General features: G+C 59.7%; 18 protein-coding genes. 8 read left to right on the top strand and 10 right to left on the bottom strand.

The window, feature by feature from the left end:
* Positions 1–23: 23 nt before the first annotated feature.
* The 3 genes from AC2GXZ_RS00445 (at position 24) to AC2GXZ_RS00435 (ending at position 3720) form a co-directional block, all read left to right on the top strand.
* Entirely contained in the window at positions 24–1679 is a 1656-nt protein-coding gene (locus AC2GXZ_RS00445; protein WP_483757155.1) for a LytS/YhcK type 5TM receptor domain-containing protein, read from the top strand.
* The gene (locus tag AC2GXZ_RS00440; RefSeq protein WP_483757154.1) at positions 1676–2413 is read left to right on the top strand and encodes a LytR/AlgR family response regulator transcription factor; all 738 of its coding nucleotides are present in this window, start codon (positions 1676–1678) and stop codon (positions 2411–2413) included. Before AC2GXZ_RS00445 ends, AC2GXZ_RS00440 begins: the two co-directional genes overlap by 4 nt.
* A gap of 101 nt (positions 2414–2514) precedes the next feature.
* Entirely contained in the window at positions 2515–3720 is a 1206-nt protein-coding gene (locus AC2GXZ_RS00435) for an OFA family MFS transporter (protein WP_483757153.1), read from the top strand.
* A 94-nt stretch (positions 3721–3814) separates the two neighbouring features.
* Here the strand turns inward: AC2GXZ_RS00435 and AC2GXZ_RS00430 are convergent, their stop codons facing one another.
* The 7 genes from AC2GXZ_RS00430 to AC2GXZ_RS00400 all read right to left on the bottom strand — a co-directional run bounded on the left by AC2GXZ_RS00430 (position 3815) and on the right by AC2GXZ_RS00400 (position 12260).
* The gene (locus tag AC2GXZ_RS00430) at positions 3815–5056 is read right to left on the bottom strand and encodes a hypothetical protein (RefSeq protein ID WP_483757152.1); all 1242 of its coding nucleotides are present in this window, start codon (positions 5054–5056) and stop codon (positions 3815–3817) included.
* A 1-nt stretch (position 5057) separates the two neighbouring features.
* A complete protein-coding gene (locus tag AC2GXZ_RS00425) occupies positions 5058–6533 on the bottom strand; it encodes an aspartate aminotransferase family protein (protein WP_483757151.1) in 1476 nt (491 codons plus the stop codon).
* An 11-nt stretch (positions 6534–6544) separates the two neighbouring features.
* Complete coding sequence (locus AC2GXZ_RS00420) at positions 6545–7555, bottom strand: NAD-dependent epimerase/dehydratase family protein (protein WP_483757150.1); 1011 nt, start codon at positions 7553–7555, stop codon at positions 6545–6547.
* Between the two features lie 42 nt (positions 7556–7597).
* Entirely contained in the window at positions 7598–8014 is a 417-nt protein-coding gene (locus tag AC2GXZ_RS00415; RefSeq protein WP_483757149.1) for an EamA family transporter, read from the bottom strand.
* On the bottom strand, positions 8011–9351 hold the full coding sequence (locus AC2GXZ_RS00410; protein ID WP_483757148.1) for an FAD-binding oxidoreductase: 1341 nt from the start codon (positions 9349–9351) through the stop codon (positions 8011–8013). The genes AC2GXZ_RS00415 and AC2GXZ_RS00410 overlap by 4 nt, the downstream gene beginning before the upstream one ends.
* Positions 9351–10790, bottom strand: coding sequence for a UbiA family prenyltransferase (locus AC2GXZ_RS00405; protein ID WP_483757147.1), 1440 nt, complete (start codon positions 10788–10790; stop codon positions 9351–9353). The genes AC2GXZ_RS00410 and AC2GXZ_RS00405 overlap by 1 nt, the downstream gene beginning before the upstream one ends.
* A 414-nt stretch (positions 10791–11204) precedes the next feature.
* Positions 11205–12260: an endo-1,4-beta-xylanase gene (locus tag AC2GXZ_RS00400; RefSeq protein WP_483757146.1), complete on the bottom strand. Its 1056-nt coding sequence runs from the start codon at positions 12258–12260 to the stop codon at positions 11205–11207.
* A gap of 196 nt (positions 12261–12456) precedes the next feature.
* Here AC2GXZ_RS00400 and AC2GXZ_RS00395 point away from each other — a divergent pair, with 196 nt between their 5' ends.
* Complete coding sequence (locus AC2GXZ_RS00395; protein WP_483757145.1) at positions 12457–13761, top strand: O-antigen ligase family protein; 1305 nt, start codon at positions 12457–12459, stop codon at positions 13759–13761.
* A gap of 91 nt (positions 13762–13852) precedes the next feature.
* On the top strand, positions 13853–14899 hold the full coding sequence (locus AC2GXZ_RS00390) for a glycosyltransferase family 2 protein (protein WP_483757144.1): 1047 nt from the start codon (positions 13853–13855) through the stop codon (positions 14897–14899).
* Positions 14900–14926: 27 nt separating this feature from the next.
* Here AC2GXZ_RS00390 and AC2GXZ_RS00385 read toward each other — a convergent pair whose 3' ends face one another.
* Entirely contained in the window at positions 14927–16252 is a 1326-nt protein-coding gene (locus tag AC2GXZ_RS00385; RefSeq protein WP_483757143.1) for a lipopolysaccharide biosynthesis protein, read from the bottom strand.
* 220 nt (positions 16253–16472) lie between these two features.
* On the opposite strand from AC2GXZ_RS00385, the gene AC2GXZ_RS00380 reads away from it, so the two are divergent.
* Positions 16473–17360, top strand: coding sequence for a DUF6492 family protein (locus AC2GXZ_RS00380; RefSeq protein WP_483757142.1), 888 nt, complete (start codon positions 16473–16475; stop codon positions 17358–17360).
* Here the strand turns inward: AC2GXZ_RS00380 and AC2GXZ_RS00375 are convergent.
* Complete coding sequence (locus AC2GXZ_RS00375; protein ID WP_483757141.1) at positions 17357–18436, bottom strand: glycosyltransferase; 1080 nt, start codon at positions 18434–18436, stop codon at positions 17357–17359. The two genes, AC2GXZ_RS00380 and AC2GXZ_RS00375, sit on opposite strands and share 4 nt — an antisense overlap.
* Before the next feature lie 269 nt (positions 18437–18705).
* Here AC2GXZ_RS00375 and AC2GXZ_RS00370 point away from each other — a divergent pair, with 269 nt between their 5' ends.
* Positions 18706–20130 (top strand): GumC family protein, encoded by a 1425-nt coding sequence (locus tag AC2GXZ_RS00370; RefSeq protein WP_483757140.1) that lies wholly within the window; start codon positions 18706–18708, stop codon positions 20128–20130.
* Between the two features lie 64 nt (positions 20131–20194).
* Here the strand turns inward: AC2GXZ_RS00370 and AC2GXZ_RS00365 are convergent, their stop codons facing one another.
* Positions 20195–20989 carry a WecB/TagA/CpsF family glycosyltransferase gene (locus AC2GXZ_RS00365; protein ID WP_483757139.1) on the bottom strand — a complete coding sequence of 265 codons (795 nt, stop codon included), beginning with the start codon at positions 20987–20989 and terminating at the stop codon, positions 20195–20197.
* A 499-nt stretch (positions 20990–21488) separates the two neighbouring features.
* Between AC2GXZ_RS00365 and AC2GXZ_RS00360 the strand changes: the two genes are divergently transcribed.
* Positions 21489–22988: a TolC family outer membrane protein gene (locus tag AC2GXZ_RS00360; RefSeq protein WP_483757138.1), complete on the top strand. Its 1500-nt coding sequence runs from the start codon at positions 21489–21491 to the stop codon at positions 22986–22988.
* Positions 22989–23208 lie beyond the last annotated feature (220 nt).

Genomic DNA, 23208 nt, shown 5'->3' with positions numbered 1-23208 from the left:
ATCCAGGCGATAAACCACCTCCCATGATCCTACTCGCCCTCTTCGAACGTGCAGCCTTGATGCTGATGGTGCTGTTCTTTCTCGGGCGCACCAGACTGTTCAAGAACGTCCTGTGGAAAGGCAAGCTCAGCGGTATCGAGCTTGCCTTCCTGTCTGCGCTGTTTTCCGGATTTGCGGTCGGCGGCACCTATATGGGCATCCCCGTCGAAGGCGCGCTGGTCAATGTGCGCACCATCGCCATCATGTCCGGTGGCATCCTGTTCGGCCCATGGGTCGGCATTCCGGCGGGCATCATTTCCGGCCTGCACCGTTTCCTCATCGATATCCATGGCCCCTCGGCGATCGCCTGCCTGATCAGCAGCATCTGCGCCGGCCTTTTGTCGACGGTCATCCATTACCGAGGCCGCCGCAGATGGCTTTGGCTGACCGGCAGCCTCGCCGGCATGGCGTGCGAAGCACTGACCATGCTGCTGATCCTTCTTCTCGCGCCGGAAGGTGTCGGCAGCGCAATCGTTGCCGAAATCGCCTGGCCGATGATTATCGGCTCGATGTGCACCGGCATGATCATCAAGCGGATCCAGGACATCGAAGACGAGAAGGACCTGACCGCGGCCCATGAGGCAAGGCTTGCCCTCATCATCGCCAACCGCACCCTGCCCTTCTTCCAGAACGTCCAGGACGACACGCTCGCCAAGGTCTGCGAGGTCATCCACGAATGCCTGGAAGCGGATGCCGTCGCCATTACCGATCGCGACACCGTGCTTGCCTATATCGGCCGCGGCCACGAATATTACGACGAGGAAAAGCACAAGGCGCTGAGCGATCTGACCGCCGACGCGATCCGCTACGACAGGATCACCGTCGACAACAATCTGCAGCGTTATCCGGCCGCCGATTTCCGTTCCGTCGCCATCGTCCCCTTGCGTGAAAACGGTCTGGTCACCGGCACGCTGAAAATCTTCTTCACCAAACCCGACATGATCAACGATTCCCTGCGCGAACTCGGCGTCGGCCTGTCACAGCTGATTTCCACCCAGATGGAACTGTCGCGGGTGAAATCATTGCGGGAAATGGCTGCAAGGGCCGAGTTCCGTGCGCTGCAGAGCAAGATCAACCCGCATTTCCTGTTCAATGCCTTGAATGCCATTTCATCTCTGATCCGCCTGCGTCCCGACGAGGCCCGGCAGGTGATCGCCAAGCTGGCCGATTACCTGCGCCAGAACCTGTCGCTCAGCGATGGCATGATCGATATTCAGGACGAGCTCAGACAGGTACAGGATTACGTCGCCATCGAGCAGGCCCGTTTCGGCCCCAAGCTGACCGTCATCTTCGATATCGACGACGTCCATATCGATATCCCGAGCCTGTCGCTGCAGCCGCTGGTCGAGAACGCCATCCTGCACGGCATCCAGTCCCAGCCGCGGCCGGGCGAGGTCCATATCGCCGTCAAGCGCCATCAGGACCGGGTGAGCGTCTGCATCCGTGATACCGGCCGCGGCATCGACCCCGACGTCATCAAGGCCGTCGCCAATGGTGAAGCTGTCCGCGACCGGATCGGGCTGATGAATGTCAACGAGCGGCTCAAGCTGCTTTACGGCGACGGCCTGACCATAGAACGCCTCGAACCCGGCACATCCGTCAGCTTCGACTTGCCGCTCGAAAACAAGGATGCCGCATGAAGGCTCTGATCGTTGAAGACGAGTATCTGGCACGTGACGAGCTGAAATGGCTGATCGAAAGCCACAGCACCATCGAAGTCGTCGGCACCGAGGAAGACGGTCTGGCGGCACTGCGCTATCTGCAGGAAAACGATCTCGATGTCGTCTTCCTCGACATCAACATTCCCTCGATCGACGGCATGACGCTGGCGCGGACGCTGCACAAACAGGCCAACCCGCCGAAAGTGGTAATCGTCACCGCCTACAAGGAATATGCAGCCGAAGCCTTCGAGCTTGAAATCTTCGATTATATCCTCAAGCCGTTCAACGAGCAGCGTGTCGCCAACACACTCAAAAAGCTCGAAAATCAGCAGCCGGCAGCCGGCATGCAGGCGCCCGTGCCACAGGCTTCACCGGCCGCCAAGCGCACCGTCAACATCCCCCGCAAGGACAGCATTCTCGTTCTGCCGGCAGACCTCATCTATTACGCCAGGGCCGACGAGAAGCTCACCTATGTCCACACCGTCAAGGGCCATTTCGTCATCCCGACCAGCATCGGCGATTTCGCCGAAAAACTGCCCGCCGATACCTTCTTTCGCTGCCACCGGTCATGGTGCATCAACACGTCCAAGATCCGCGAGATTTCGCCCTGGTTCAACGGCACTTACGTCATCAAGCTGCACAATTTCGACGACGTCGAAATCCCCGTCAGCCGGTCGCATCTGAAAGAGTTCAAGCAGCTCATGCAGCTGTGACTGCAGCTCATTCCAGGGATCAGGCATTTCACGCCTTTTTCGATCCGGGAGAATAAAGACAGGGTTAGATTTCCTCCATATTAAACAAGGAGGAAACGCTCATGAGCGGCCTTTCAAATTCAAAGCGTTATTACACATTGATCGGCACCATTTTGTGCCAATTCGGCCTTGGCTCGGTCTACACATGGAGCCTGTTCAACGAGGGGCTGTCGACCAAGCTGTCGCAGCCGATCACCCAGGTAGCCTTCACCTTCGGTCTGCTCAGCCTCGCACTCGCAGTCGGTTCGTCGCTGTCGGGCCGCCTCCAGGACAGGTTCGGCCTGCGTGCCGTCGCCATGACCGCCGGCCTGGCGCTGGGCCTTGGCCTTTACCTCACCTCGACCGCCAGCAGCCTGCCCCTCCTTTACATCTATGGCGGCCTTCTGGTCGGCGGCGCTGATGGCGCCGGTTATCTGCTGACCCTGTCGAATTGCGTCAAGTGGTTCCCCGAACGCAAGGGCCTGGCGTCCGCCTTCGCAATCGGCGCTTACGGCCTCGGCAGCCTCGGCTTCAAATACCTGAACCTTGCGCTGATCAACCACTTCGGCATGGAAAGCGCTTTCGGCATCTGGGCGATCTGCGCACTTGTTCTCGTCGTCGGCGGTGCGCTGCTGATCAGCGAGGCTCCGCAGCCGACCCTCGGCAATGCCCGCACCAAGGCAGCAGCCAACGACTACACGCTCACTGAGGCCGTTCGCCAGCCGAAATACTGGATGCTCGCCCTGATGTTCCTCACCGTCTGCATGAGCGGCCTCTACCTGATCGGTGTCGCCAAGGATGTCGGTGAACGTTATGTCGGCCTCTCGACCTCGATCGCCGCCGATACAGTCGCCATCGTTGCCGCTGCCAACCTCCTCGGCCGGCTGGTGCTCGGCATCCTGTCGGACAAGATCCCCCGCATCCACATCCTCAGCATCGCGCTCAGCTGCGCACTGGCCGGCATGCTTCTTCTTCTCTTCGTGCCCCTCAATGAATATTCGTTCTTCGTTGCCGTCGCCTGCGTCGCCTTCGCCTTCGGTGGCACCATCACCGTCTATCCGGGCCTTGTCAGCGACTTCTTCGGCCTGACCAATCTCGCCCGCAACTATGGCCTGATCTATCTGGGCTTCGGCATCGGTAGCGTCACCGGCTCGATCGTATCCTTCGCGCTGGGTGGTTTCCTGCCGACCTTCTACCTGTCGCTGGCACTGCTGGTCGTCTCGCTTCTATGCTCGGTCAGCCTGTGGCCGAGCCTGCCGCACAGGACAAAGGCGATTGCCGCCCACTGAACTTTCGTCGATCTCCTCCAGTCGATTTGGCCGTCCGCCGAAAGGCGGGCGGCTTTTCGCACGATGATCGAGAGATCGCCGATAGCTGCGGGCTTCAGCCCTTGGCGGATGATGGCAGTGTACCGGTCTTCTCGTTGGCGCCGGCGAAGGCGAGAAGAAAGAAGACGAACAGCGGCGAGAAATAGATACGTCCGTCATGCAGCGGGAAGATCACGAACTTGGCCGCTGTCGCCAGCAGCAACGCCAGCAGCAGCGCCTGCCTGCGCCGTGACGGCAGGGCATTGCTGAAATAGATGATCCCGCCCCAGACGATCGCCACGATATAGGCGGCAAGCCAGGTATTGAGGAACAGCGAGCGGTAGATATTCGCGCCGATCGCCTTCAGGTAGACGACAGCAGAGAAGGCAGGCTCGAACCCTGTCATGTCCTCCTGGATCTTGTAGGTCGAGAACCAGAAATGCGGCCACCAGCCGGTCGGATGAAAGGCTTGGCTCAACACCAGATAGACCGCAAGGCAGGCGGCAAAGCTGAGCGCGAAAACGAGCGTCCCCTTGTCGCGCAGGAACCATATGCAGGCCATCAGCACGCCGGCGACGGCGACCTGATCGGGACGCACGAGGACCGAAATGACGAGGATGATCGAACCGAGAACGTCCCGGCTCCTGTCATAGCTCAACAGAGCGGCAACCAGCAGCGCATTGGCGAGAAAATCCGGCTGCTGCGTGACGGCAAATCCCTGGAACTGCAGGACGAAAAGCAAGGCCACGACGAGAGGCGCATAACCCGAGAGCTTTGTCGCCTTCAGCCACAGGCCGATCGACACGGTCAGGATGGCAAGTGCCGCACCGTTGATCACGTCAAATGCCGGCAGCGGGCCGAAGACGGGAACGAGCCACTTCAAAAGCAGCACGTAAAGCCACTTCACCTCATACATGCCGATCATCGACAGGAAGGCATTCGGATCGGCAAACTGGCGCAGGCGAAAAGCGTCGGTCTGCGTCAGCTCGGCGAAATCCGCGGCAGGCACGGCATCGCGGACGGTCGAATAGGCATAGGAATGGATCTGCGCGGCATCACCGCCCATCCGCTCCAGAACCGTGGAGGCCAGGTAGGCAAGCGTATCCCAATTGTAGATCGGACGGAAATGCCAGAGCGCCACCATCATCGCCGCAAAGCCGGCAAGCACCAGCACGGAAAAGACGCCGGCATATCGCCAGTAGATCGTATTCAGCACGCTCAGCACGATCTGGATGACCTTGCGCGCACCATCCCGCAGATCGGCCCTGGAACCGATCTGCCCGCCCATCAGCTTTTCGCCGTCCCGGATCTCAACCACGTTACTTCACCTGTGCCGCTACGAAATCCTTGACGATGCGGACGATGCCGCGGGACATGACCTCGTCCAACGCCTTGATGAAATCGTCCACATGGCTGCGCTCGCAGATCAGCGGCGGCTCCAGCCGGATGACGTTACGGTTATATTCGGTAAATGCCACCAGCACGCCGTGGTCACGCAACAGATGGCTGCCGATAAAGCCCGGCAGCGAGCCTTTCAGCTTGTCGTCCAGCATGGCGACCACCGGGCGCAGAACCAGCGGCATGGTCTTCGACAGGTCGTGGAATTCGATGCCGACCATCAGGCCCTGCCCACGCACATCCTTCAGCAGCGACGGATAACGGACCTGCAACTCCTTGAGGCGCTGCAACAGGTAGTCGCCCATCTCGGCCGAGTTGTCGATCAGGTGCTCGTCATAGAGCACGTTCATCGCCTCGATCGACGTCACGCAGGCTTCGCCAATACCGCCGAAGGTTGCCATGGCGTGGATCATCGCCGTCTTCGGCGTGCCATAGGCCTTCATATAGACGTCGCGCTTGGCGATCATCGCGCCCATGGCCGACTTGCCGCCGCCGAGCGACTTGGCGAGCGCCGTCACATCCGGCACCACGCCGTGATGTTCGAAGGCGTAGAACTTGCCCGTACGGCCGAAACCGCACTGCACTTCATCGGCGACCCACAGCACGCCATACTTGTCGCAAAGCGCGCGTAGCCGCTGCCAGAAAGCGGTCTCGGCCTGGATGATGCCGCCGCCGCCCTGGACGGTTTCAAGCACGATCACGCCGATCTCGGGATCGTTGCGGAAGGCATTTTCGATCGCATCGATATCGCCGAACGGCACCCTGACCGTATTGTCGACCAGCTTGAACTCGCCGCGATAGAGCGAACCGTCGGTGATCGACAAGACACCCTTGGTCTTGCCATGGAAGGAATTTTCCGCATAGACGATCTTCGGCCGCTTCGGGCCGGCAGCGCGTTCGGCAACCTTGATCGCCGCTTCCATCGCTTCCGAACCGGAAGAGCCGAGGAACACCATGTCGAGTTCGCCCGGCGAGCAGGCGGCAAGGTTATGCGCCAGCGCCGTTGCATATTGCGACATGAAGGCGATGGCGATCTCCTGGCGGTTCTCATCCTGGAATTTCCGCCGCGCATCGAGAATGCGTTTGTGATTGTGGCCGAGCGCCAGCGATCCGAACCCACCGAAGAAATCGAGGATCGCGCGGCCGTTCTGGTCGTAATAATACATCCCCTCGGCGCGCTCGATCTTCACCTTGTGGAAGCCCAGCAGCTTCATGAAGTGAAGCTGGCCGGGATTGAGATGGCGGACGAAGAGATCCGTCATCTTCGCCACGTCGAGCGCCTTCGCCTCGTCGACGGAGAGAAGCGTCGGCTTTGAGATCGGTGCGCGGACCGGGCTGGCGGAAGCATCCGCCACAACATCGTCATCGTGGCTGTTCAGGCTGACTACAGTGGCCATGGTTTTTCCCCTTAAGCTGCCTTGGCGTGGGCGACATTGTCCTGCGAACCGCCGGCAAGTCCCCTGCGATATTCGGAATAAGCGGCGATCAGCATGTCCTCGTCGCGATATTGCGGTACCCAGCCGAGCTCACGCTCGCCCTTCGACACGTCGAGAACGCACATTTCGTCGGCGATCAGATATTGTTCCGGATCCATGATCGGCATGTTGATCAGGTCGAACAGGTCGAGCGTCCGCTTCACCGCCCAGGCAGGCGTCGGCAACAGGAGCGACTTAGAACCCGCATGCTTGACGAGATCGCCGAGCAGCTTGCGGACCGGCGGTGGATTGAGCGAGCCGAGATTGTAGACGGAGTTCGGCACACCGGCACTGAACGCCGCATGTGCGGCAGACGCGCAATCGAACACCGAGATGAACTGGTAGGGGTTCTTGCCCGCACCGATCATCGGTACCGGCAGGTTGTTGTCGATCAGCTTGAACAGCTTCGACAGGATGCCGAGACGGCCGGGGCCGATGATCAGGCGCGGGCGAAACAAAGTGATGTTCATGCCGCGGGTGCGCCAGTCGGCAGCAAGCTCCTCGGTTTTCAGCTTCGACATCCCGTATTCGCCAAGCGGCGCCAGCGGGTGTTCCTCTGTCTGCGGCCAGACATAGGTATGTCCGTAGACCATGTCGGTGGTGAAATGGACGAGCGACGACGCACCGGCCTGATCCATCGCCTTTATGATGTTCTCGGTACCGTAATAGTTGACTGGGAAGAAGAAATCGTGCCGCTTGGCGCGAACCTGCAACGGCGACAGCATCTTGGCAGACAGATTGTAGACCATGTCGTCGGCCTTCAGGCCGATCCTTGCGATCGATGCCGGGTCGGTGACATCGACGGTGTCGAAACGGATATCGCTGTAATGTGGGAGATCGCTCTTGGCGATATCCGCGACGATGACCTCATGGCCGGCAGCATGCAGCCGTGGCGCAAGATGCCGCCCGACGAAACCGTCTCCACCGAAAATGATATGTCTCATGGTTTTAATCCCCGTCGTTCTGTCGGTTCTGATGTCTGTTGGTCAGGAATTGCTGCGCTCGAGAGCGGCCGTCTGGTCTGTCTTATCCTTGTGTCCGCTCTGCGCGATCAGCACCGTGCCGACGCAGATGAAGGCGATGCCGGCAATCTTCATCGCCCCGAGATCCTCCTTGAACAAAAGCCAGGCGAGGATCGCCACAGCGACATAAGCAAGGCTGAGAAACGGATAGGCGAAGGACAAGTCGACCTTGCTCAGCACGTAGAGATGCGACGCCATCGAGATGGCAAAGGTCACCAGTCCGGCAAAGACCCAGGGGTTGAAGGCGATCTGGAACACCCGCTGGATGAGCGTGTCGGCGGAAAAGCTGATCGAGCCAAGCGACAGCATGCCCTGTTTCAGCAGCAACTGGGCGGCGGCATTGGTCATGACCGTGAAAAGAATGAACGGGATATATTTCATGGCTTTCCTCGTGGGACATCCGGCCCGGCAAGCGCCGTGCGGCGCCAGAAATCCGAGCAAAAGCTTTGATCCCGCAACGCTTCCAGCTGCGGCCATTCCGGGAACGCCGCCTTGAAGACCGGGGCGCTCATCCGTTGATCCTTGTAGGGATTGATCCGTCCGCCGGCATCGAGCGTCATCCGGTCAAGCCGCTCGAGCAGATCAAGCGTCGCGCCACCGCGATTGGGAAAATCCATCGTCAGCGTATAACCGGGACGCGGAAACGACAGCAGGCCGGGAGACAGCACGTCACCGAACCGCTTCAGGACAGTCAGGAACGACGATAGCCCCGCCTTGCGGCTTGCCTCCAGCATCGCCGGAATGACGGCACGGGCGTGTTCGAACGGGATCACGCTCTGATGCTGGTAAAGACCGGCCGGGCCATACAGCCTGTTCCAGTCATTCACCCCGTCGAGCGGATAGAAGAACTTGCCGTAATCGGCGAGATGCGGCTTGGCCTTGCGTTTGTTGACGTTGAAATACGCCGTGTTGAACAGGCTGAGACTTACCCGATTGAGCGCCGAAAACGGCAGTTCGAAGGGAACCCGCAGCTTTGCCTTCACCCCTTCGGTGCGAAAATTTCCGTTATCGGCATGGTTGCCGGTGATCAGCACGCCACGGCCGGCAGACCGCCCGGAGGCAAGCTGATCCAGCCAGGCGACGGAATATTCGTTTTCCGCGTCGGCCTCGGCGGCAAGATCGAAATAACCGTCGATATTCGAAAAGGCGGTGATCTTTTCATCGATATCGAGCGAGCCGACCTTCATCAGCCGCAGCCTGGCCGACAGGATCAGGCCGGTCAGGCCGAGGCCACCGATCGTCGCGGCAAAGAGGTCCGGGTTCTCGGTCGCGCTGCAATGATGGACCTCGCCATCGGAGCGCATCAACTCGAGGCTTTCGACATGGCAGCCGAAGGTCCCGCGGCGATGATGGTTCTTGCCGTGTACATCGTTGGCGATTGCGCCACCCAGCGTGACGAACCGGGTTCCCGGCGTCACCGGCAGAAAGAAGCCGGCCGGGGCGATCCGCGCGATCAGTTCCTCGAGCGATATGCCTGCCTGTGCCTCGACGATAGCGGCCCCGGCCTCGAGGGCGAGTACCGACGTCTGCTGCCGCATCGTCACCAGCGACCCGGCATCGTTATGGCAGCTGTCGCCATAGGACTTGCCATTGCCGAAGGCGAGCAGTCTGGCCTTGCCGGCAACGCCGTCGCGCAAGGCGCACACCGCCTGCTCGGCGGTGATCGACTGCCTGAAATGCCGGCTGACACGGCCGAAACTGTCGAACGTCGCCTGCATCACAGGATACTCGCGATGATGAACAGCACGGCGCCGGCGGCAATGAACAACTGGCTGCGCCAGTCGGTTGCGATGAAGACGACCGGATCGTCATCCATCTCCTTGCGATGCGCAAGGATCCAGATCCGGACGTTGATATAGAGCACCATCGGCACCAGCGGCCAGATCACCCACGGCTCGTTATAGAGCGCGCGAATGTCGGGTGATTGGATGTAGAGTGAAAGAACCAGCGCCGCCACAAAGGCTGAGGTCACGCCACTCTGCGCGACGATATGGATGTCCTCGGGACGATAACCGCGGCCGGCAATCCGGTCTCCGACATCGACCGTCGTGTAGCGCAGTTCGACATAACGCTTCACCAACGCCAGCGACAGGAAGAAGAAAAGGCCGAACGCGATCAGCCAGAAGGACAGGGGCAGATCGGTCGCCTCCTTGCCGCCAAGGATACGCACGCTGTAAAGGCCGGCAAGGCAGAGCACGTCGATCAGCAGCATCCGCTTCAACGCGAGCGAATAGGCCGTCGTCACCACCAGATAAAGCACGATGACCCCGGCAAACCGCAGGGGCAGCAGCGAGCAGATGGCGGCAGTCGCCACGAGAAGCAGCGCGGAAACCAGCAGACCGTAAGGGATCGAGATCGCGCCGCTGGCGAAAGGACGGTTGCGCTTGGTCGGATGCTGCCGGTCGAGCGGCAGATCCAGAATGTCGTTGATGATGTAGATGGCCGAAGCCGAAAGTGAAAATGCCACCAGTGCCAGGATGGTTGCGATCAGCGTCGCGGGCTGGAAAACCGTGTGTGCCAGCACCGGAGAGGCAAAGACGAGGAAGTTCTTCAGCCACTGATGCACGCGCAGCATCTTGATATAGGACTTGATGCCCGGGCGCTTGGCATCGAAGCGCAGCGAGGAATGAGCCTTCTGGTAACGGTCCGCGGCGGCATCCGGCGCCACCACGATGGCGTTTCGCGCCTGTTCGAACACGGCGATATCGGCCCGGTCATTGCCGGCATAATCGAAACCGTTCGGTCCATAGAGCTTGGACAGCAATGCCGCCTTCTTGCCCGCGGCAAGATTGGTCTTTTCATCCGTGTGATAGACCGCACTGAACAGGCCAAGATGTGCCGCAACCGCCTTTGCGAAAGGTTCCGCCGCGGCGGTCACCAGAACCAGATCACGCCCCCGCACCCGCTCGGCGCGCAGAAAGGAGATGAAGTCTTCACGATAGGGCAGATGGCTGGCGTCGAGCGTGACGCGCCGCGCGATTTCGGTCTTCAGCCGGGCCTTGCCCGAAAACAGCCAGATCGGCAGGAGAAACAGATAGAGCGGATTTGCGCGCAGAAGCTGGAACACGCTTTCCCACAACAGATCGGTGGATATCAGCGTACCGTCAAGATCGACCGCCAAAGGTATATCAACGATGTTCTGTAGACGCACATTCATTGTCGAACTTGTTCCGTTTGTTGATGACACGACGTCATCTCCCCTCAGAAGTGAGACGCTCAAACCCGACATCCTGTGCCATATTGGTCAGGTGCACGTTTCCGTCTGCATCTCTTTCCCGGCAGCAACCGGCCGCTTCCCCACATCAGCTGGCCAGAAAATATGCTCCAACCAAGAATCAGCCGTTAATGACCACTGGCGACAGGCCGATTCCGCCGCGATTTTGGAGGCAATTCCAGTTAGGGTTTAGAATTCATTCGAAGGCGTCACTAATGAAGTGTTATCTCGATTGTGAAAAATGCTCACAAATCGCCGGTTGTGTTTACACCAGAGCGAGAATATGCGCCGCATTACTACATTAATCCAGTTCGAGAACGGAACTGGACTGGAGTGAAACAGAGTGACGATCAGCTTTCACATGCGTCCGGCAAACTGATCTATGACCTGCATCAATGGCTTCGGCCGATAATCGCGATCAAGCGGCAGCGGCCGGTTGGGGCTGCCGTCGTCGCGGGTGAAATACATCGGCACCCAAGTATAACGATCGGAAATCCCCCAGGTAAGGATCGCCGTTGGTTGCGCCGCGTCGGTGATCGCACCGATAAGATCCCTCGCACGGCCGGCAATCGCCGCGTCGCGCTCCGTCTCGTCGGCCGGCAGACGATTGTCGATGACATCGAGCTCCGTCACCAGAACATCGACATTCATCTTTTTCAGTTCGGCAACGAAAGAGGAGACACCCTCCTTGTCGATTTCCAGCTCGCCCTTCAGGTGCCCCTGGAAACCGACGGCATGGATCGGCGCATCCCGATCGCGAAGATCGCGCACCACTCTCAGCAGCGCCTCGCGCCTGTTCTTGAAGCGTGCGCCGACGCATTCGATATCGAACTCGTTGATCACCAGCTGGACCGACGGATCGCTCCTGGCCGCGCGGCGGAATGCGGTCTCGATATAGGTCTTGCCGATATTCTCCAGCCAGAGATTGGGGCGCAGGTAGTCGGACTTGCTCGGCTCTTCGGCGATCGCTTCGTTGATCACGTCCCAGCTCGGGATCCGTCCCTTATACCGCCCGACCACCGTGTCGATATGTGTGCCGAGCGCGTTGTTGGCGGCGGACTTGCCGCGAATGGACGACGTCCATTTCGGCATCGCCGCATACCAGATCAATGTGTGGCCACGCATCTTCATGCCGTTCTGATCGGCGAAATCGATGAGCTTGTCGCCCTCGTAGAAATCGAATCGATCTTCCGCCGGCCGCACTGTCTCCCATTTCAACCCGCCTTCGGAAACCACCAGATTGCAATGCTCGATCAGCGCCGTGCGATAGGCAAGGTCATCCACCAACGCATCGCCGCGGACAGCGGCTCCATAGGGTATCCTGGTTTTCACCGCCGCATGCGCCTTAGGGATGGGTAAGGCGGCCTGGGCCGCAATCGCAAGACTGCCGTGAACGAAATCGCGTCTGCGCATGGATCCATCTCGCGTTTGCTGGATAAGGAAACCGCCGATCTTTGCCGCCGGATGTCATGCGGGAAAGCTAGTCTTCAGGCGTTATGATAATATTACCTGACGCTGAAGCGACATCTTCACCGCCGGTTAACCGATCTCGGTCTCCTGTGGATGCGAGAGCGCCTGATCATTCGACGCGCGAAACGAGACCTAGGCTTTGGCAGAACAAGGACAGATTTCCCTGCGCGCCCCTTACGAGGGCACGGGCACTGCCGACACCGGTCGCGTAGCCTGGAGCAGCCGCTCGTTCGTTCTCCTGCTCGTTTTCGCCTATTTCTGGATCGGCCTTGCTCCCTTTGCCCATTACGGCAAGGAGGAAGTGGTAGCGAGTTCCGGCAACCTCCTGAACCAGATCGTCGTCGTTCTGCTGTTTGCCACAGCGATTGCCATGATCTGGCGAAATCCGGCCCGCAATGTGCTTTTCAGCCCGCACACCCTGCTATTGCTGGTCTTCCTGTGGTTTTGTTTCGTGTCGGTCTTTGCCTACGATCCGGGCATCGCCTATCGACGGATCATCTACGCGCTGCTGGTTTGTGCATGTGCCAATGCCGCTTTGCTGATCCCCCGAACCAGTCAGGAATTCGCCAAGGTCCTGGCGACGACAATGATGACCGTGCTGTTGCTGTGTTATTTCGCAGTGCTCGCGGTACCAAGCGTCGGCATCCATGGAAGCGACGAGGTCGAGGCGGCGCTTGCCGGCGACTGGCGCGGCATTTTCGGTCACAAGAATGCCGCCGCCGCCGCCATGGTCTATATCGTCATGGTGGGCCTTTACCTGCGCAAGGCGTCCTATCCGAAGATCGGTTCGCTGGTTGTCGGCCTTGCTGCGGTTTTCCTCCTCTTCGCCGGTGGCAAGACAGCAACCGCCATGCTGCCGACCGTGCTGATCCTTGCCTGGCTGTTCGAGCATTGCAGACCGCTGCGCTGGCTCATCACCATCGGCATCGTCATCGTCATGAACGTCACCCTGGTCGGGGTATCGAGTTCCCCTGCGACCCAATCCCTGCTGACCAGCCTCGGCATCGATGCGACATTCACCGGCCGAAGCACGATCTGGGCCTTCACCGCCCAAAGGATCGCCGATCAGCCGCTGACGGGTTATGGCTTCCAGTCGTTCTGGGGGACGGATTTCATGCGCAGTATCACCACCGAATCCTGGGCCTTTCTCGCCGCCCACTCGCATAACTCGTTTCTTGAGACATTGATGAATGGCGGCATCCCGGCCCTCATCCTCATGGCCGTCTGGCTTCTCATCCTGCCGCTGAGAGACGCAAGCGAGGCGCTCGCCACCCAAAATGATACCGCCCTCACCCGCCTGTTCCTGCGTATCTGGATATTCTCACTTCTTCTGGCAGGGTTGGAAAACCTGTTTTTCGTCAACACCGGCCCGCTATGGTTCACCATGCTTGTCGCCGTCTTCGGCCTTCGGCTGCAGGCTCGCGCCAGTCTTCGCCAGACATGAAACCGCGGCGCGCCTGAACCGGCTCACGTTAACTCAAAGCCCAACATGGATTTGTATTCGCGCAATTCCTTTCGTATTGAAAACACGTCGCATGAGGCGATGCACGCACCAACGCGAGACAGCACGGAGAACCAAGCTGCAGGACGATAGCAAAGCTTCGGTAGACGCCGTCATCTGCATTCCGACCTTTCGCCGGCCGGAGGGTGTGGCGCGCACGCTCCAGTCATTGCTGGCGCAAAAGGGTGAGATGCGCTTCGCCATCATCGTTGTCGAAAACGATGCCGAAAACCCCGTTGGCTCCCGCGCCTCACAGGCGATACTCGAAAATGCCGGCTTGCCCTTCGCCATTCTTGTCGAACAGCGCCAGGGAAATTGCCACGCCATCAACCGCGCATTCACCGAGGCAAGAGAGCGTTTTCCCTCCGCCGACTACCTTCTGATGATCGACGACGACGAGGCTGCCACACCGGACTGGCTGTCGCAGATGATCGCAACAGCGCGCCGGACCGGTGCCGATATCGTCGGTGGTCCGGTAATCCGCCAGTTCGACGTGCCGGTCTCCGCGTCGGTAACCCTTCACAGCCTTTACGGTTTCATCAGCGGGCCGACGCGCGAGGTGCCGGTGATCCACGGCACCGGCAACTGCCTGCTCCGCCGCGAAGTTTTTGCACGATTGGAAGACCCGCTTTTCGACGTTGCCTTCAATTTTCTCGGCGGTGGCGATATGGATTTCTTCGCCCGCTGCCGCACTGCCGGCTGCAGGTTCTGGTGGTGTGAAGAGGCGGTAATCTATGAAACCGTCGCTGAGGAACGCACCAGCGCCAGATGGCTGATGCGGCGGTCGGTGCGTACCGGCAGCATCAACTATGCGATCGACCGCAAGCGCGCGACCTCGGCCTTCGCCATTGCGGGGCTTCAGGCCAAAAACGTCATATCGCTGGGACTGAGCCTCTTCCGCGCAATCGGCATTCTCGCCCGCACGCGGCATTTCCTGCCCGCAACCCACCCGCCGTTGATGTCTGTCGGAAGGGTGACGGCAAGTCTCGGTTTTATCCCTGCCCCCTACAAGGCAAGCCAGATCTCGGCGACAGAGAAAAAGACGACGCTGCCGGCAAGCGGCCATATCACCGAAAGCTGAAGCAAGAGCGACACGATCCGTGTCGTCTCACGCCGCGCGCGGATCCTCAGGTTCTGCGCGGGCTTCCGCATGCCTTGCAGGCTGCATCCGTTCGGCCGCCGCCTGGGCCATGAACAGCGCCCGCCAGCCGAGAACCGCGATCAGGATTTCCAGCCCATAGGTCGCGATCACCACGCCGGCGACGCCCGAATAATAGGCTGCGAGCGCCACCAAGGCCGCTCCGAAGATATTCGAGATATTGAGGATCCTTGCCCGGATGTTCTGCAGGCTGGAAGCGCCCAGTGCCTCGAAGGCGGTGGCGCTGACGGCGATCGGGATCACCGCCCAGCAGAGCGCACGCGTGATCCACGACAACGAAACATATTCCTGGCCGAACAACAGCGGCAGCCACGGGGTGACGATCCAGACGACAAGGCCGCTTCCGATGCCGATGCCGGTCGTCAGAAGCAGCATCTGCTTTGCCCGTCCGAGCACTGCGCCGATGCCGCTGAGCGCCGCTGCAGCATAGCTCGGATAAACGATCCGGTTGAGCGCCTCGACAGCCATATAGGACGCTTCCGTCAGCCGGCGCGCAATCGAATAGCTGCCGACGATCTCGGAGCCGGCAACCGCGCTGAGAACCAGAATATCGGCATTGCTGCGCCCCGCCTTGAAGAAGAACTGGCTGGCGAACATGATGCCGATCGGGACTTCTTCGCGCACGATCCTGAATGTCGGTCGGCCCAGCCGACGGATGGCGACAAGTGAAACGACCGCGACGATTGCATGGGCGGCGAAATTCCACACCGCCCATTCGGCAACCGTGGTGATGTTGAATACCAGGCAACTGATCACCGCCGCCGCCATGCGCAGCACGGCAAACAGGAATTCGATCCTGTTGGCGACGGAAAAGCGCGAATGCGCCACATAGCTGTTGGTCGCAAGCCAGATGATCTTCAACAGGATGATATTGGTGACGAGGATCAGCGCGGTGGCGAAAAGCGTGGTGAACAGCTCTTCGGAGACCGGATAGAACAGCGGAATGGCGACCATGCCGACCACCACCAGCACGCCCCCCGACACCAGGTTCAGAATATGCACATGGCCCAGCATGTCTGGATAAAAGCCCGGCTCCTGCGCCACGCGCCGGACGAGCGATTCCTGCGATCCAAGCCCGCAGACCTGGATACCGATATTGGTCAGCGCCGTGATCGTGGCATTGAGCGCGAATTGTTCATGGCCGAGATGCCGGGCCAGAAGCCCGAATGTCAGAAGCAGGGCGACGCTCGACGCCAGAAGCGCGCCGCTCGACCCGATATAGGAGCCGAGATGCTGGGCGAACTGCCGAAACTCTTGGCCGGATTTCAAGCGCACTCCACATCTCCAACCGACATTTTGGCCTCTCTCCGCATGCCCTTCATGGCATGCTGCCGCAGCTTCCCTCAACGGCAAGGTCGGCGGTTCTGCGGCGGCGAGGCCGCTGTGTACATGCAGCGATCCTCAACTGCCATCACTTTGCCTCAACGGGATTAACGTAGCCTTAGGTCGATGCCGGGCAGTCTGTGGGCAAATACTCCGGAGCGATGAACACCGAATGTCCGCCACAGTCAGCCTTGTGACGCCCACCTATGTCAGGGATTTCGAATCCTGCCGACTATTATGCGACAGTATCGATGCCTTCGTCACCGGTTATGATCGGCATTACCTTCTTGTCGCGGACAGCGACCTTGAGCTTTTTTCACAGCTTGGCAACGAAAGGCGGCTTGTCCTGCCCGATTCGGTGCTCCTGCCGGACGGATTGCGCCCGCTGCCGGCCTTCCTCAAGTGGAAGGGGCGCCAATATTACTGGGCACGCGGCGCCGGCCTGCCGGTCTATGGCTGGCATGTCCAGCAATTGCGAAAGCTCGCCATGGCGCAGCTGCAATCCTGCGACCGGGTCATGTGCATCGATTCCGACAATTGTTTCGTCCGCCCACTCGATGTCGGCAAGGTTGCGGGCGGCTTTCTGTCGCCGCTTTATGCTGATCTTGCAGGCGTGAACGAGACGCGCCCGAGCCATGTTTTATGGCAGAAGAAAGCCTATCGCCTGATCGGTGCATCCGAGCCCCCATTGCCCGGGGACGATTATATCGGCCAGATGATCATCTGGGACCGCCAAAGCCTGCAGACCATCATCGACAGGATAGAAACCCTCGCGGGTATTCCCTGGTGGAAGGCTCTCTGCAAGGCACGGGACTTTTCCGAATATATTCTCTATGGCGTCGGCGTTTCCGGCAATCCGTCGCTGTTGGGCCGCCATCAGGTGGTTGAGCGCAGCCTTTGCGCCACCTATTGGAGCGGCCCGGCGCTCGACGCTGCGGGCATTGCAGCGCTGATAGACGGCATGAGCAATGACCAGTATGCGATCGCCATCCAGTCGCATACCGCGACCGATCCGGCGCTCATCCGGCGCGTCACGCTTACCCGCAATCTCTGGCGTTAGGCATCCAGTCTCCAGCCGCCCTGGACATCGTCGAGCCGGGCGATGATGGATGCCCACAACGCCGCGACCTCTGCATCGATGTCGAGCACCGGCGGTGTGCGGCCTGTGGCTTTGCGAACCGCCTCGGCCATCGTCCGGGCATCCGCATCATGCGGGCACAGTACGATATTGCCGTTGTCGATCAGGGCCTTGAAAAGCCCGTGATGGGCAAGCGATGCCGGATCCGCCGGCGCATTTGCAACAACGATCCGCCCGGCAAGCGCTGCCGCCAGCACGCTGCCGCGGCGTGCGGTCAGCCCTTCGGAAAACCGGTAGCAGAAAATGTCCACCTCGCGGCAGGCGGCAAAGACCTCTTCGTCGCTCGCAAGATATCCGGTCACCATCACCCGGTCGCCAAGGCCGAGAACGTCCACCTGGCGGCGGAAATCCTCTTCGACATTGTCGAGCCCCTTGATGAAGGAACCGACGAAGGCGACCGCGACGTCTGAGCCTTCATCCTTCAGCACCCGCGCGATTTCGAGCAGTTCCGCACAGTTTTTCTTAGGATAGATCGAACCGAACTGACCGATGATCGTCCGGCCACCGGCGCGCAAGGCACGAATGGCGAGCGCTGCAGGTCCGGCCACCTCCGTGCCGGTCGGCAACAGGTTTGGCGGAATGGGTACGATTGCTGTGGATTTGCCGCCGAACTCAGGAAACCGGCTTTCGCGCCATTCCCGCTCGACTTCCGGGGCTGAAAATAGAAGGGCATCGGCAAGCAGGATCACCGGCCACAACACCAACCGCCGCTTCCAGTCGAGGCTCGCCCATTCATGCAGGACGACCGTCACATGCTTGCGCTTCAGTTTCGCCAGTGCAGCGGCAATGAACGGTTCGACGAGGCGCTTTTTCCACGCGACGATCGGAAAATTGAAAACGATCGCATCGCTATCGGCAAGCCGGTCAGCCAGATGTCGGACATGCAGGTCGAGAACATCGCTGTCGGCACGGTCGCCGAGACGGTCGGCAAGATTGCGTGTGAAGGCTTCTACGCCACAGACGGCAGTGGCGTCGGATCTGAGCACGAGGTAACGCATCGATGTCGCGATCCATTGAGAGCGGGCAATTGCCCCAACAAAGCCCATAAATCTTAAACTTTTGCGCCTGAGGAAAGAATTATGTGTCAAAAGATGCAGATAAGCCTGCTGGCGCAGGGAATGGTTTACCGCTTATTAGCGTAGATAGGATTGTATCGGCGCTGAAAGGTAGGCCCGGCCGTATGTATGCCATGCTAAGACCGCGCAGGGATGCTCGAAAGAAACGGACTTCAGACGGCATGTCGGAGGCTGACGGTCGAAATGCGCCGATGCCTGAGCAACCGTCGCTGCTGTCCTATCTCGGCTCGGAGGAGGAAACCGAATTCCGCCCGCCCTCCCGTCGCCCCACGCCGCTGTCGATGTCCTTGCCGGATATCAGTGCCGGGCTGGTGCTTGCCTGGCTCTGGGCCGGAAAATGGATCATTCTCCTGTGCCTCGTGCTCGGCGCCTTTGCAGGCGTTGGTTTCGGCATGTATTCCAAGCCGAAATTCACGGTGGGCTCGCAGATCTTCATCGATCCGACGAACCTGAGGGTCGTCGCCGATGACATATTCACCAACAACAATCAGCTCGACATGCAGATCTATGACGTCGAGAGCAAGCTGCGGATTCTCACCTCGGCAAACGTTCTCAACAGCGTCATCGATACCTTGCATCTCGATCGTGACCCCGAATTCGGCGACAGCAAGTCGGACGATCCCCAGGTCGGTCGCCTCGACGCATTGCGGGCACTCGAAAAACACGTCAATGCGAAACGCGAGGAAAACTCCTTCGTCGTCAATCTCGACGTCTGGAGCCAATCTGCCCAGAAGGCGCTCGAGATCGCCAATTCGATCACGACGAACTTCCAGGACGAGCTGGTAAGGGCTCAGGCCGATGGCGCCGAACGGGCAGCAGCGGAACTGTTCGCCCGCCTCGATACCCTGAAGGACGAAGTCGCCAAGGCCGACGAAGCCGTGCAGCGTTTCAAGCGCGAGCACAATATCATGTCGAGTTCGGGCGAACTGGTCAGCAGTATCGTCGCCAATCAGACCAACACCCAGCTGGTCGATGCTCAGGCCCGCGTGATCCGCGCCCGCAGCCGCTATCAGGAACTTTCGACCGGGAACTCGGACAGCCGGCTCGACAGTGCGACGATCGATAGCCAGACGATGACCGCGCTTCGCACCCAATATGCGGTCGCCAAGCGGGAACTGGATGCGCAATCGGCGATTTTCGGCGCAAAACATCCGCGGATCGCGGCCATGCGCCCGCAGATAGAGGCAATTCAGGCCCAAATCGCCGCAGAACAGACCCGCCTTCTCAGCGCCGCCAGATCGGAACTCGCCCAGGCCGAAGCCGCCCTGATGGCACAACAGACCCAGGCGAACACGATGAAGTCGGTTGTCTTCGCCGACAATGAATCTCTTGTGCAGCTTCGCCAGCTTGAACGCGAATCCGAATCCAAGTCCAATGTCTACCAGGCCTTCATGGCGCGCGCCAAAGAGATCGCCGAACGCCAAAAGATCAACACCACCAATGTCCGCGTCATCTCGCCACCGACCATTCCGAAGGCCCGCAGCTATCCGCCCCGCACGCTCTACCTCCTGGCTGGCGGCCTGATCGGCGGTTTTGCGATCGGCACGATGCTGGCCGTCGCATCGGGCTTCCTGAGGCTGGCAATGCGGCGCCCGGAAGACGAGCGAGCGGCCTGAGAAGCCGCATTGGCCGGCTTCCGGTGCTAGACGCCCGACCAGCGTCAGTCACTCAAGGATTTTCTTATCGGGAATAACGCAGCAGCGCGTAGACTGCGACCGGATTGGTCAGCATGTAGCGAAGCATCAGGCGGCTCGGTTCGTTATACATCCGATATGCCCATTCCAGACCCCGACGCTGCATCCACATCGGTGCCCGCGGGTTCTTGCCCGACAGGAAGTCGAACAGGCCGCCGGAGGTTTTCACCACGCCGACGCCGCGCAGCTTGTCGAGATTGCGGCTGACGAATTGCTGCTCGATCGGAAAGCCGAGGCCGACCCAGAGAATATCAGGACGCTTCGCCTGGATATCCGCGACGATCTCGTCCTCCTGGTCGGCACCGAAATAACCGTTACGCTGGCCGACGAACCGCAGCCGCGGATAAAGCCTGCGCATTTCGGCGACGGCCTTGGAATTGACCTCTTCGCTTGCGCCGAGAAAATAGAACGTCGCACCGACATCCTGCGCCCGGCTGGCAACGGCATGAACCAGATCCGTCGTTGCAACCCGTTCGGGCAGCGGCACTTCGCACAGGAGCTTGGAATAATGAACCATAGGCATGCCATCGGCATGGATCTGATCGGCTTCCAGCATGAGCTTCATGAATTGGCGGTTGCGCACGCAAAGCGCAAGCACCTGACCGTTCGCCGATGTGGAATAGAAAGGACGCTCGTTCTGACCGCGCGCACTCAGCGCCTGCTCTATCAGGCCGGCAGCAGCCTCGTCCATTGTCGCACGCACGATAGGCAGACCACCCAGAACAACCTGGGGCCAGTCGGCCATCCTCGTGACATTGATGTCGTCTGCTTCGAGTGCCATAGGGAGCAATGCAAAGAATCCAGCTATAAGGAGACGTCCTGTCTCGCCGCTTATCAAGCACGGCTTATATGCGAATTCAAATAGAAAACACGAAGATGGTTACGATAAATTTAGAAATACTTATTAAATACTTATTCATGTTTTACTAGAATTTTACCTTATTGCTCGAAACCCGCGAAAATGTAGCAATTACAGCTCATCTGCAGGGGATTTATCTGATTTTCATCAGCTGCAGGGACGGATAACAATCAGGCAGACACGCACCCTGGCTGTGATCGGCAGCAAACGGATAGGCGTTCGAAGCTGCCCGACACCTCCCAGGACCTTTCCCTCAGATCGCAAAAACTCAGGCGTGTGAAACAGCCTTTCATCTATACGTTTGCGATAAGTCACGAATCACTTATATATCTAGCGAATCTAAGTGCTTGGGAGCGTTTCTCCAGCCAAAAGTATCGCGTAGGCCGGCTGCAGCTTTCGATCGTCGGTCTATGGAGACTAGATGCGTTCAAGTCGCACCATCAAATTCGGCCTGTTGATCGTGGCCACCATTGCCCAGACGTCCTGCAGCCAGACATCGCAGAAAAGTGCCGAAAATCCGGCGCCAAATCAGCACATCGCTACGACATCAGCTGCCACGCCGCCGGCCTCGCCGCTGGTCACGAATTCCGTGGCTGCAGTGCCACCCATCACCGATATCGAGGGGGCCGTCCGTCGCGTCGTCAGCTGGCACCCCGCCATCCAGGAAGCTGCCGGACGGATAAGGCAGCAGAACGAACTGATTGCCGATGCCCGCTCCGGTTATCTCCCCGCAGTCGGCGGCGGCCTGGATCTCGGCGCCCAGAATGACGAACGTGGACAATGGGCACCCAAGCTCAATGTCTCGGCCACGCAGATAGTCTACGATTTCGGCAAGGTCTCCGGCAGGGTCGACGCGGAATCCGCCATCTACGACACGAGACGGGCGGAGTTCCTTGCCACGGTGGATGATACGATCAGGGAAACCGTCCTTGCATCGGTGGAGGTTCTGCGCAATTCGCGGCTTGCAGTCGTCGCCAGGGAACAGATCAATGATGTGAAGGCGATCGGCCAGCTCGTCAGCGCCAGAACCGATAGCGGCGCCAGCACGCGTTCCGACAAGCTGCAGGCCGAGGCCCGCATTCAGGCCGCCCAATCAACGGCGCTGGAGATTACCGCCGAAAGGCAGCGCTGGGAAAGCGCCTTGAATACGCTGCTCGGCCAGGTGGATGGCGCGCGCCTGCGCCCGTCCTTTCCCGACGGCCTGAGCAAGGCCTGCTCCGGACCTCAGCCGGAATGGGAGACCGTGCCGACGGTTCTTGCCGCCAAATCACGCAAGCGGGAGGCCGATGCGCGCGTCAAGCTGGCGCGGGCGGATATGCTGCCGACCATTTCCATGGAGGCGACGAGCCGGGTGAAGACCTGGGGCAGCGACGACACCGACTATCTGGTCGGCCTGACGGTCAAAGGCGATCTCTATAACGGCGGCTCGTTCAAGGCTCGCCAGAACGCTGCACGTTTCGCGGCGCAAGCGTCCGAAGCAGCCATTGCTGCCGGAAAATTCGATGCGCAAAAGACCTGGATCGAGTCCGCGTCACAGGTCAACAGCCTTGGCACACTGCTGAAATCCTTGAGCTCCAGACAGGTAATGATGCGCGAGACGCGTGATCTTTATCAAAAGCAGTTCCTCGACCTTGGAACCCGGACCCTTCTGGATGTACTGAATGCCGACCAGGAACTGCACGCCGCCCGTTTCGACGAGATCAACACGCGCTTCGATCTCTACAAGCTGAACGTCGAATGCGCCTATGCCACGGGCCGGTTGCGCGAGACATTCGGCCTGTCCGACCAGCCTCCGGGTCAGGTCGCGGCGCAGCCTTCAAGACCAGCCCCGGCCCGGCCTTCAAGACATGTCTCTGACCGGCCTGCCGCGGATGCCGCGGCCCTTGCCGGAACAGACCTGAGGCTGGCCCCTAAAATCTGACAGGAAATTCCGTTTTTCCGCAATTGCCGTGAAAACCATGCCGGGATGATGCGCCCGGCATGGTTTTTTCGTTTGGGTTGGCACAACCCTGTCCCGCGTCCGGCGGGCAATTCACGCTTAATTAAGCACTCGGCGACAAACATAAGCGACAGCTAATTGAAGACAAGCTCAACTACTGCACCTTCACTCCCGTGTGTTGCTGACGACATCCTCAAGCGCC

It is taken from the genome of Aliirhizobium sp. YIM B11859, from assembly GCF_057163345.1.
Note: the sequence above shows the minus strand (reverse complement) of the source record. Positions and strands in the feature narration are given on the sequence as shown.

Excerpts from the sequence above, each read along its gene's own strand:
- AC2GXZ_RS00445 (WP_483757155.1), top strand. The coding sequence starts at position 24 with ATGATCCTACTCGCCCTCTTCGAACGTGCAGCCTTGATGCTGATGGTG.
- AC2GXZ_RS00440 (WP_483757154.1), top strand. The coding sequence starts at position 1,676 with ATGAAGGCTCTGATCGTTGAAGACGAGTATCTGGCACGTGACGAGCTG.
- AC2GXZ_RS00435 (WP_483757153.1), top strand. The coding sequence starts at position 2,515 with ATGAGCGGCCTTTCAAATTCAAAGCGTTATTACACATTGATCGGCACC.
- AC2GXZ_RS00425 (WP_483757151.1), bottom strand. The coding sequence starts at position 6,533 with ATGGCCACTGTAGTCAGCCTGAACAGCCACGATGACGATGTTGTGGCG.
- AC2GXZ_RS00420 (WP_483757150.1), bottom strand. The coding sequence starts at position 7,555 with ATGAGACATATCATTTTCGGTGGAGACGGTTTCGTCGGGCGGCATCTT.
- AC2GXZ_RS00415 (WP_483757149.1), bottom strand. The coding sequence starts at position 8,014 with ATGAAATATATCCCGTTCATTCTTTTCACGGTCATGACCAATGCCGCC.
- AC2GXZ_RS00410 (WP_483757148.1), bottom strand. The coding sequence starts at position 9,351 with ATGCAGGCGACGTTCGACAGTTTCGGCCGTGTCAGCCGGCATTTCAGG.
- AC2GXZ_RS00405 (WP_483757147.1), bottom strand. The coding sequence starts at position 10,790 with ATGAATGTGCGTCTACAGAACATCGTTGATATACCTTTGGCGGTCGAT.
- AC2GXZ_RS00400 (WP_483757146.1), bottom strand. The coding sequence starts at position 12,260 with ATGCGCAGACGCGATTTCGTTCACGGCAGTCTTGCGATTGCGGCCCAG.
- AC2GXZ_RS00390 (WP_483757144.1), top strand. The coding sequence starts at position 13,853 with ATGAGGCGATGCACGCACCAACGCGAGACAGCACGGAGAACCAAGCTG.
- AC2GXZ_RS00380 (WP_483757142.1), top strand. The coding sequence starts at position 16,473 with ATGTCCGCCACAGTCAGCCTTGTGACGCCCACCTATGTCAGGGATTTC.
- AC2GXZ_RS00375 (WP_483757141.1), bottom strand. The coding sequence starts at position 18,436 with ATGCGTTACCTCGTGCTCAGATCCGACGCCACTGCCGTCTGTGGCGTA.
- AC2GXZ_RS00370 (WP_483757140.1), top strand. The coding sequence starts at position 18,706 with ATGCCTGAGCAACCGTCGCTGCTGTCCTATCTCGGCTCGGAGGAGGAA.
- AC2GXZ_RS00365 (WP_483757139.1), bottom strand. The coding sequence starts at position 20,989 with ATGGCACTCGAAGCAGACGACATCAATGTCACGAGGATGGCCGACTGG.
- AC2GXZ_RS00360 (WP_483757138.1), top strand. The coding sequence starts at position 21,489 with ATGCGTTCAAGTCGCACCATCAAATTCGGCCTGTTGATCGTGGCCACC.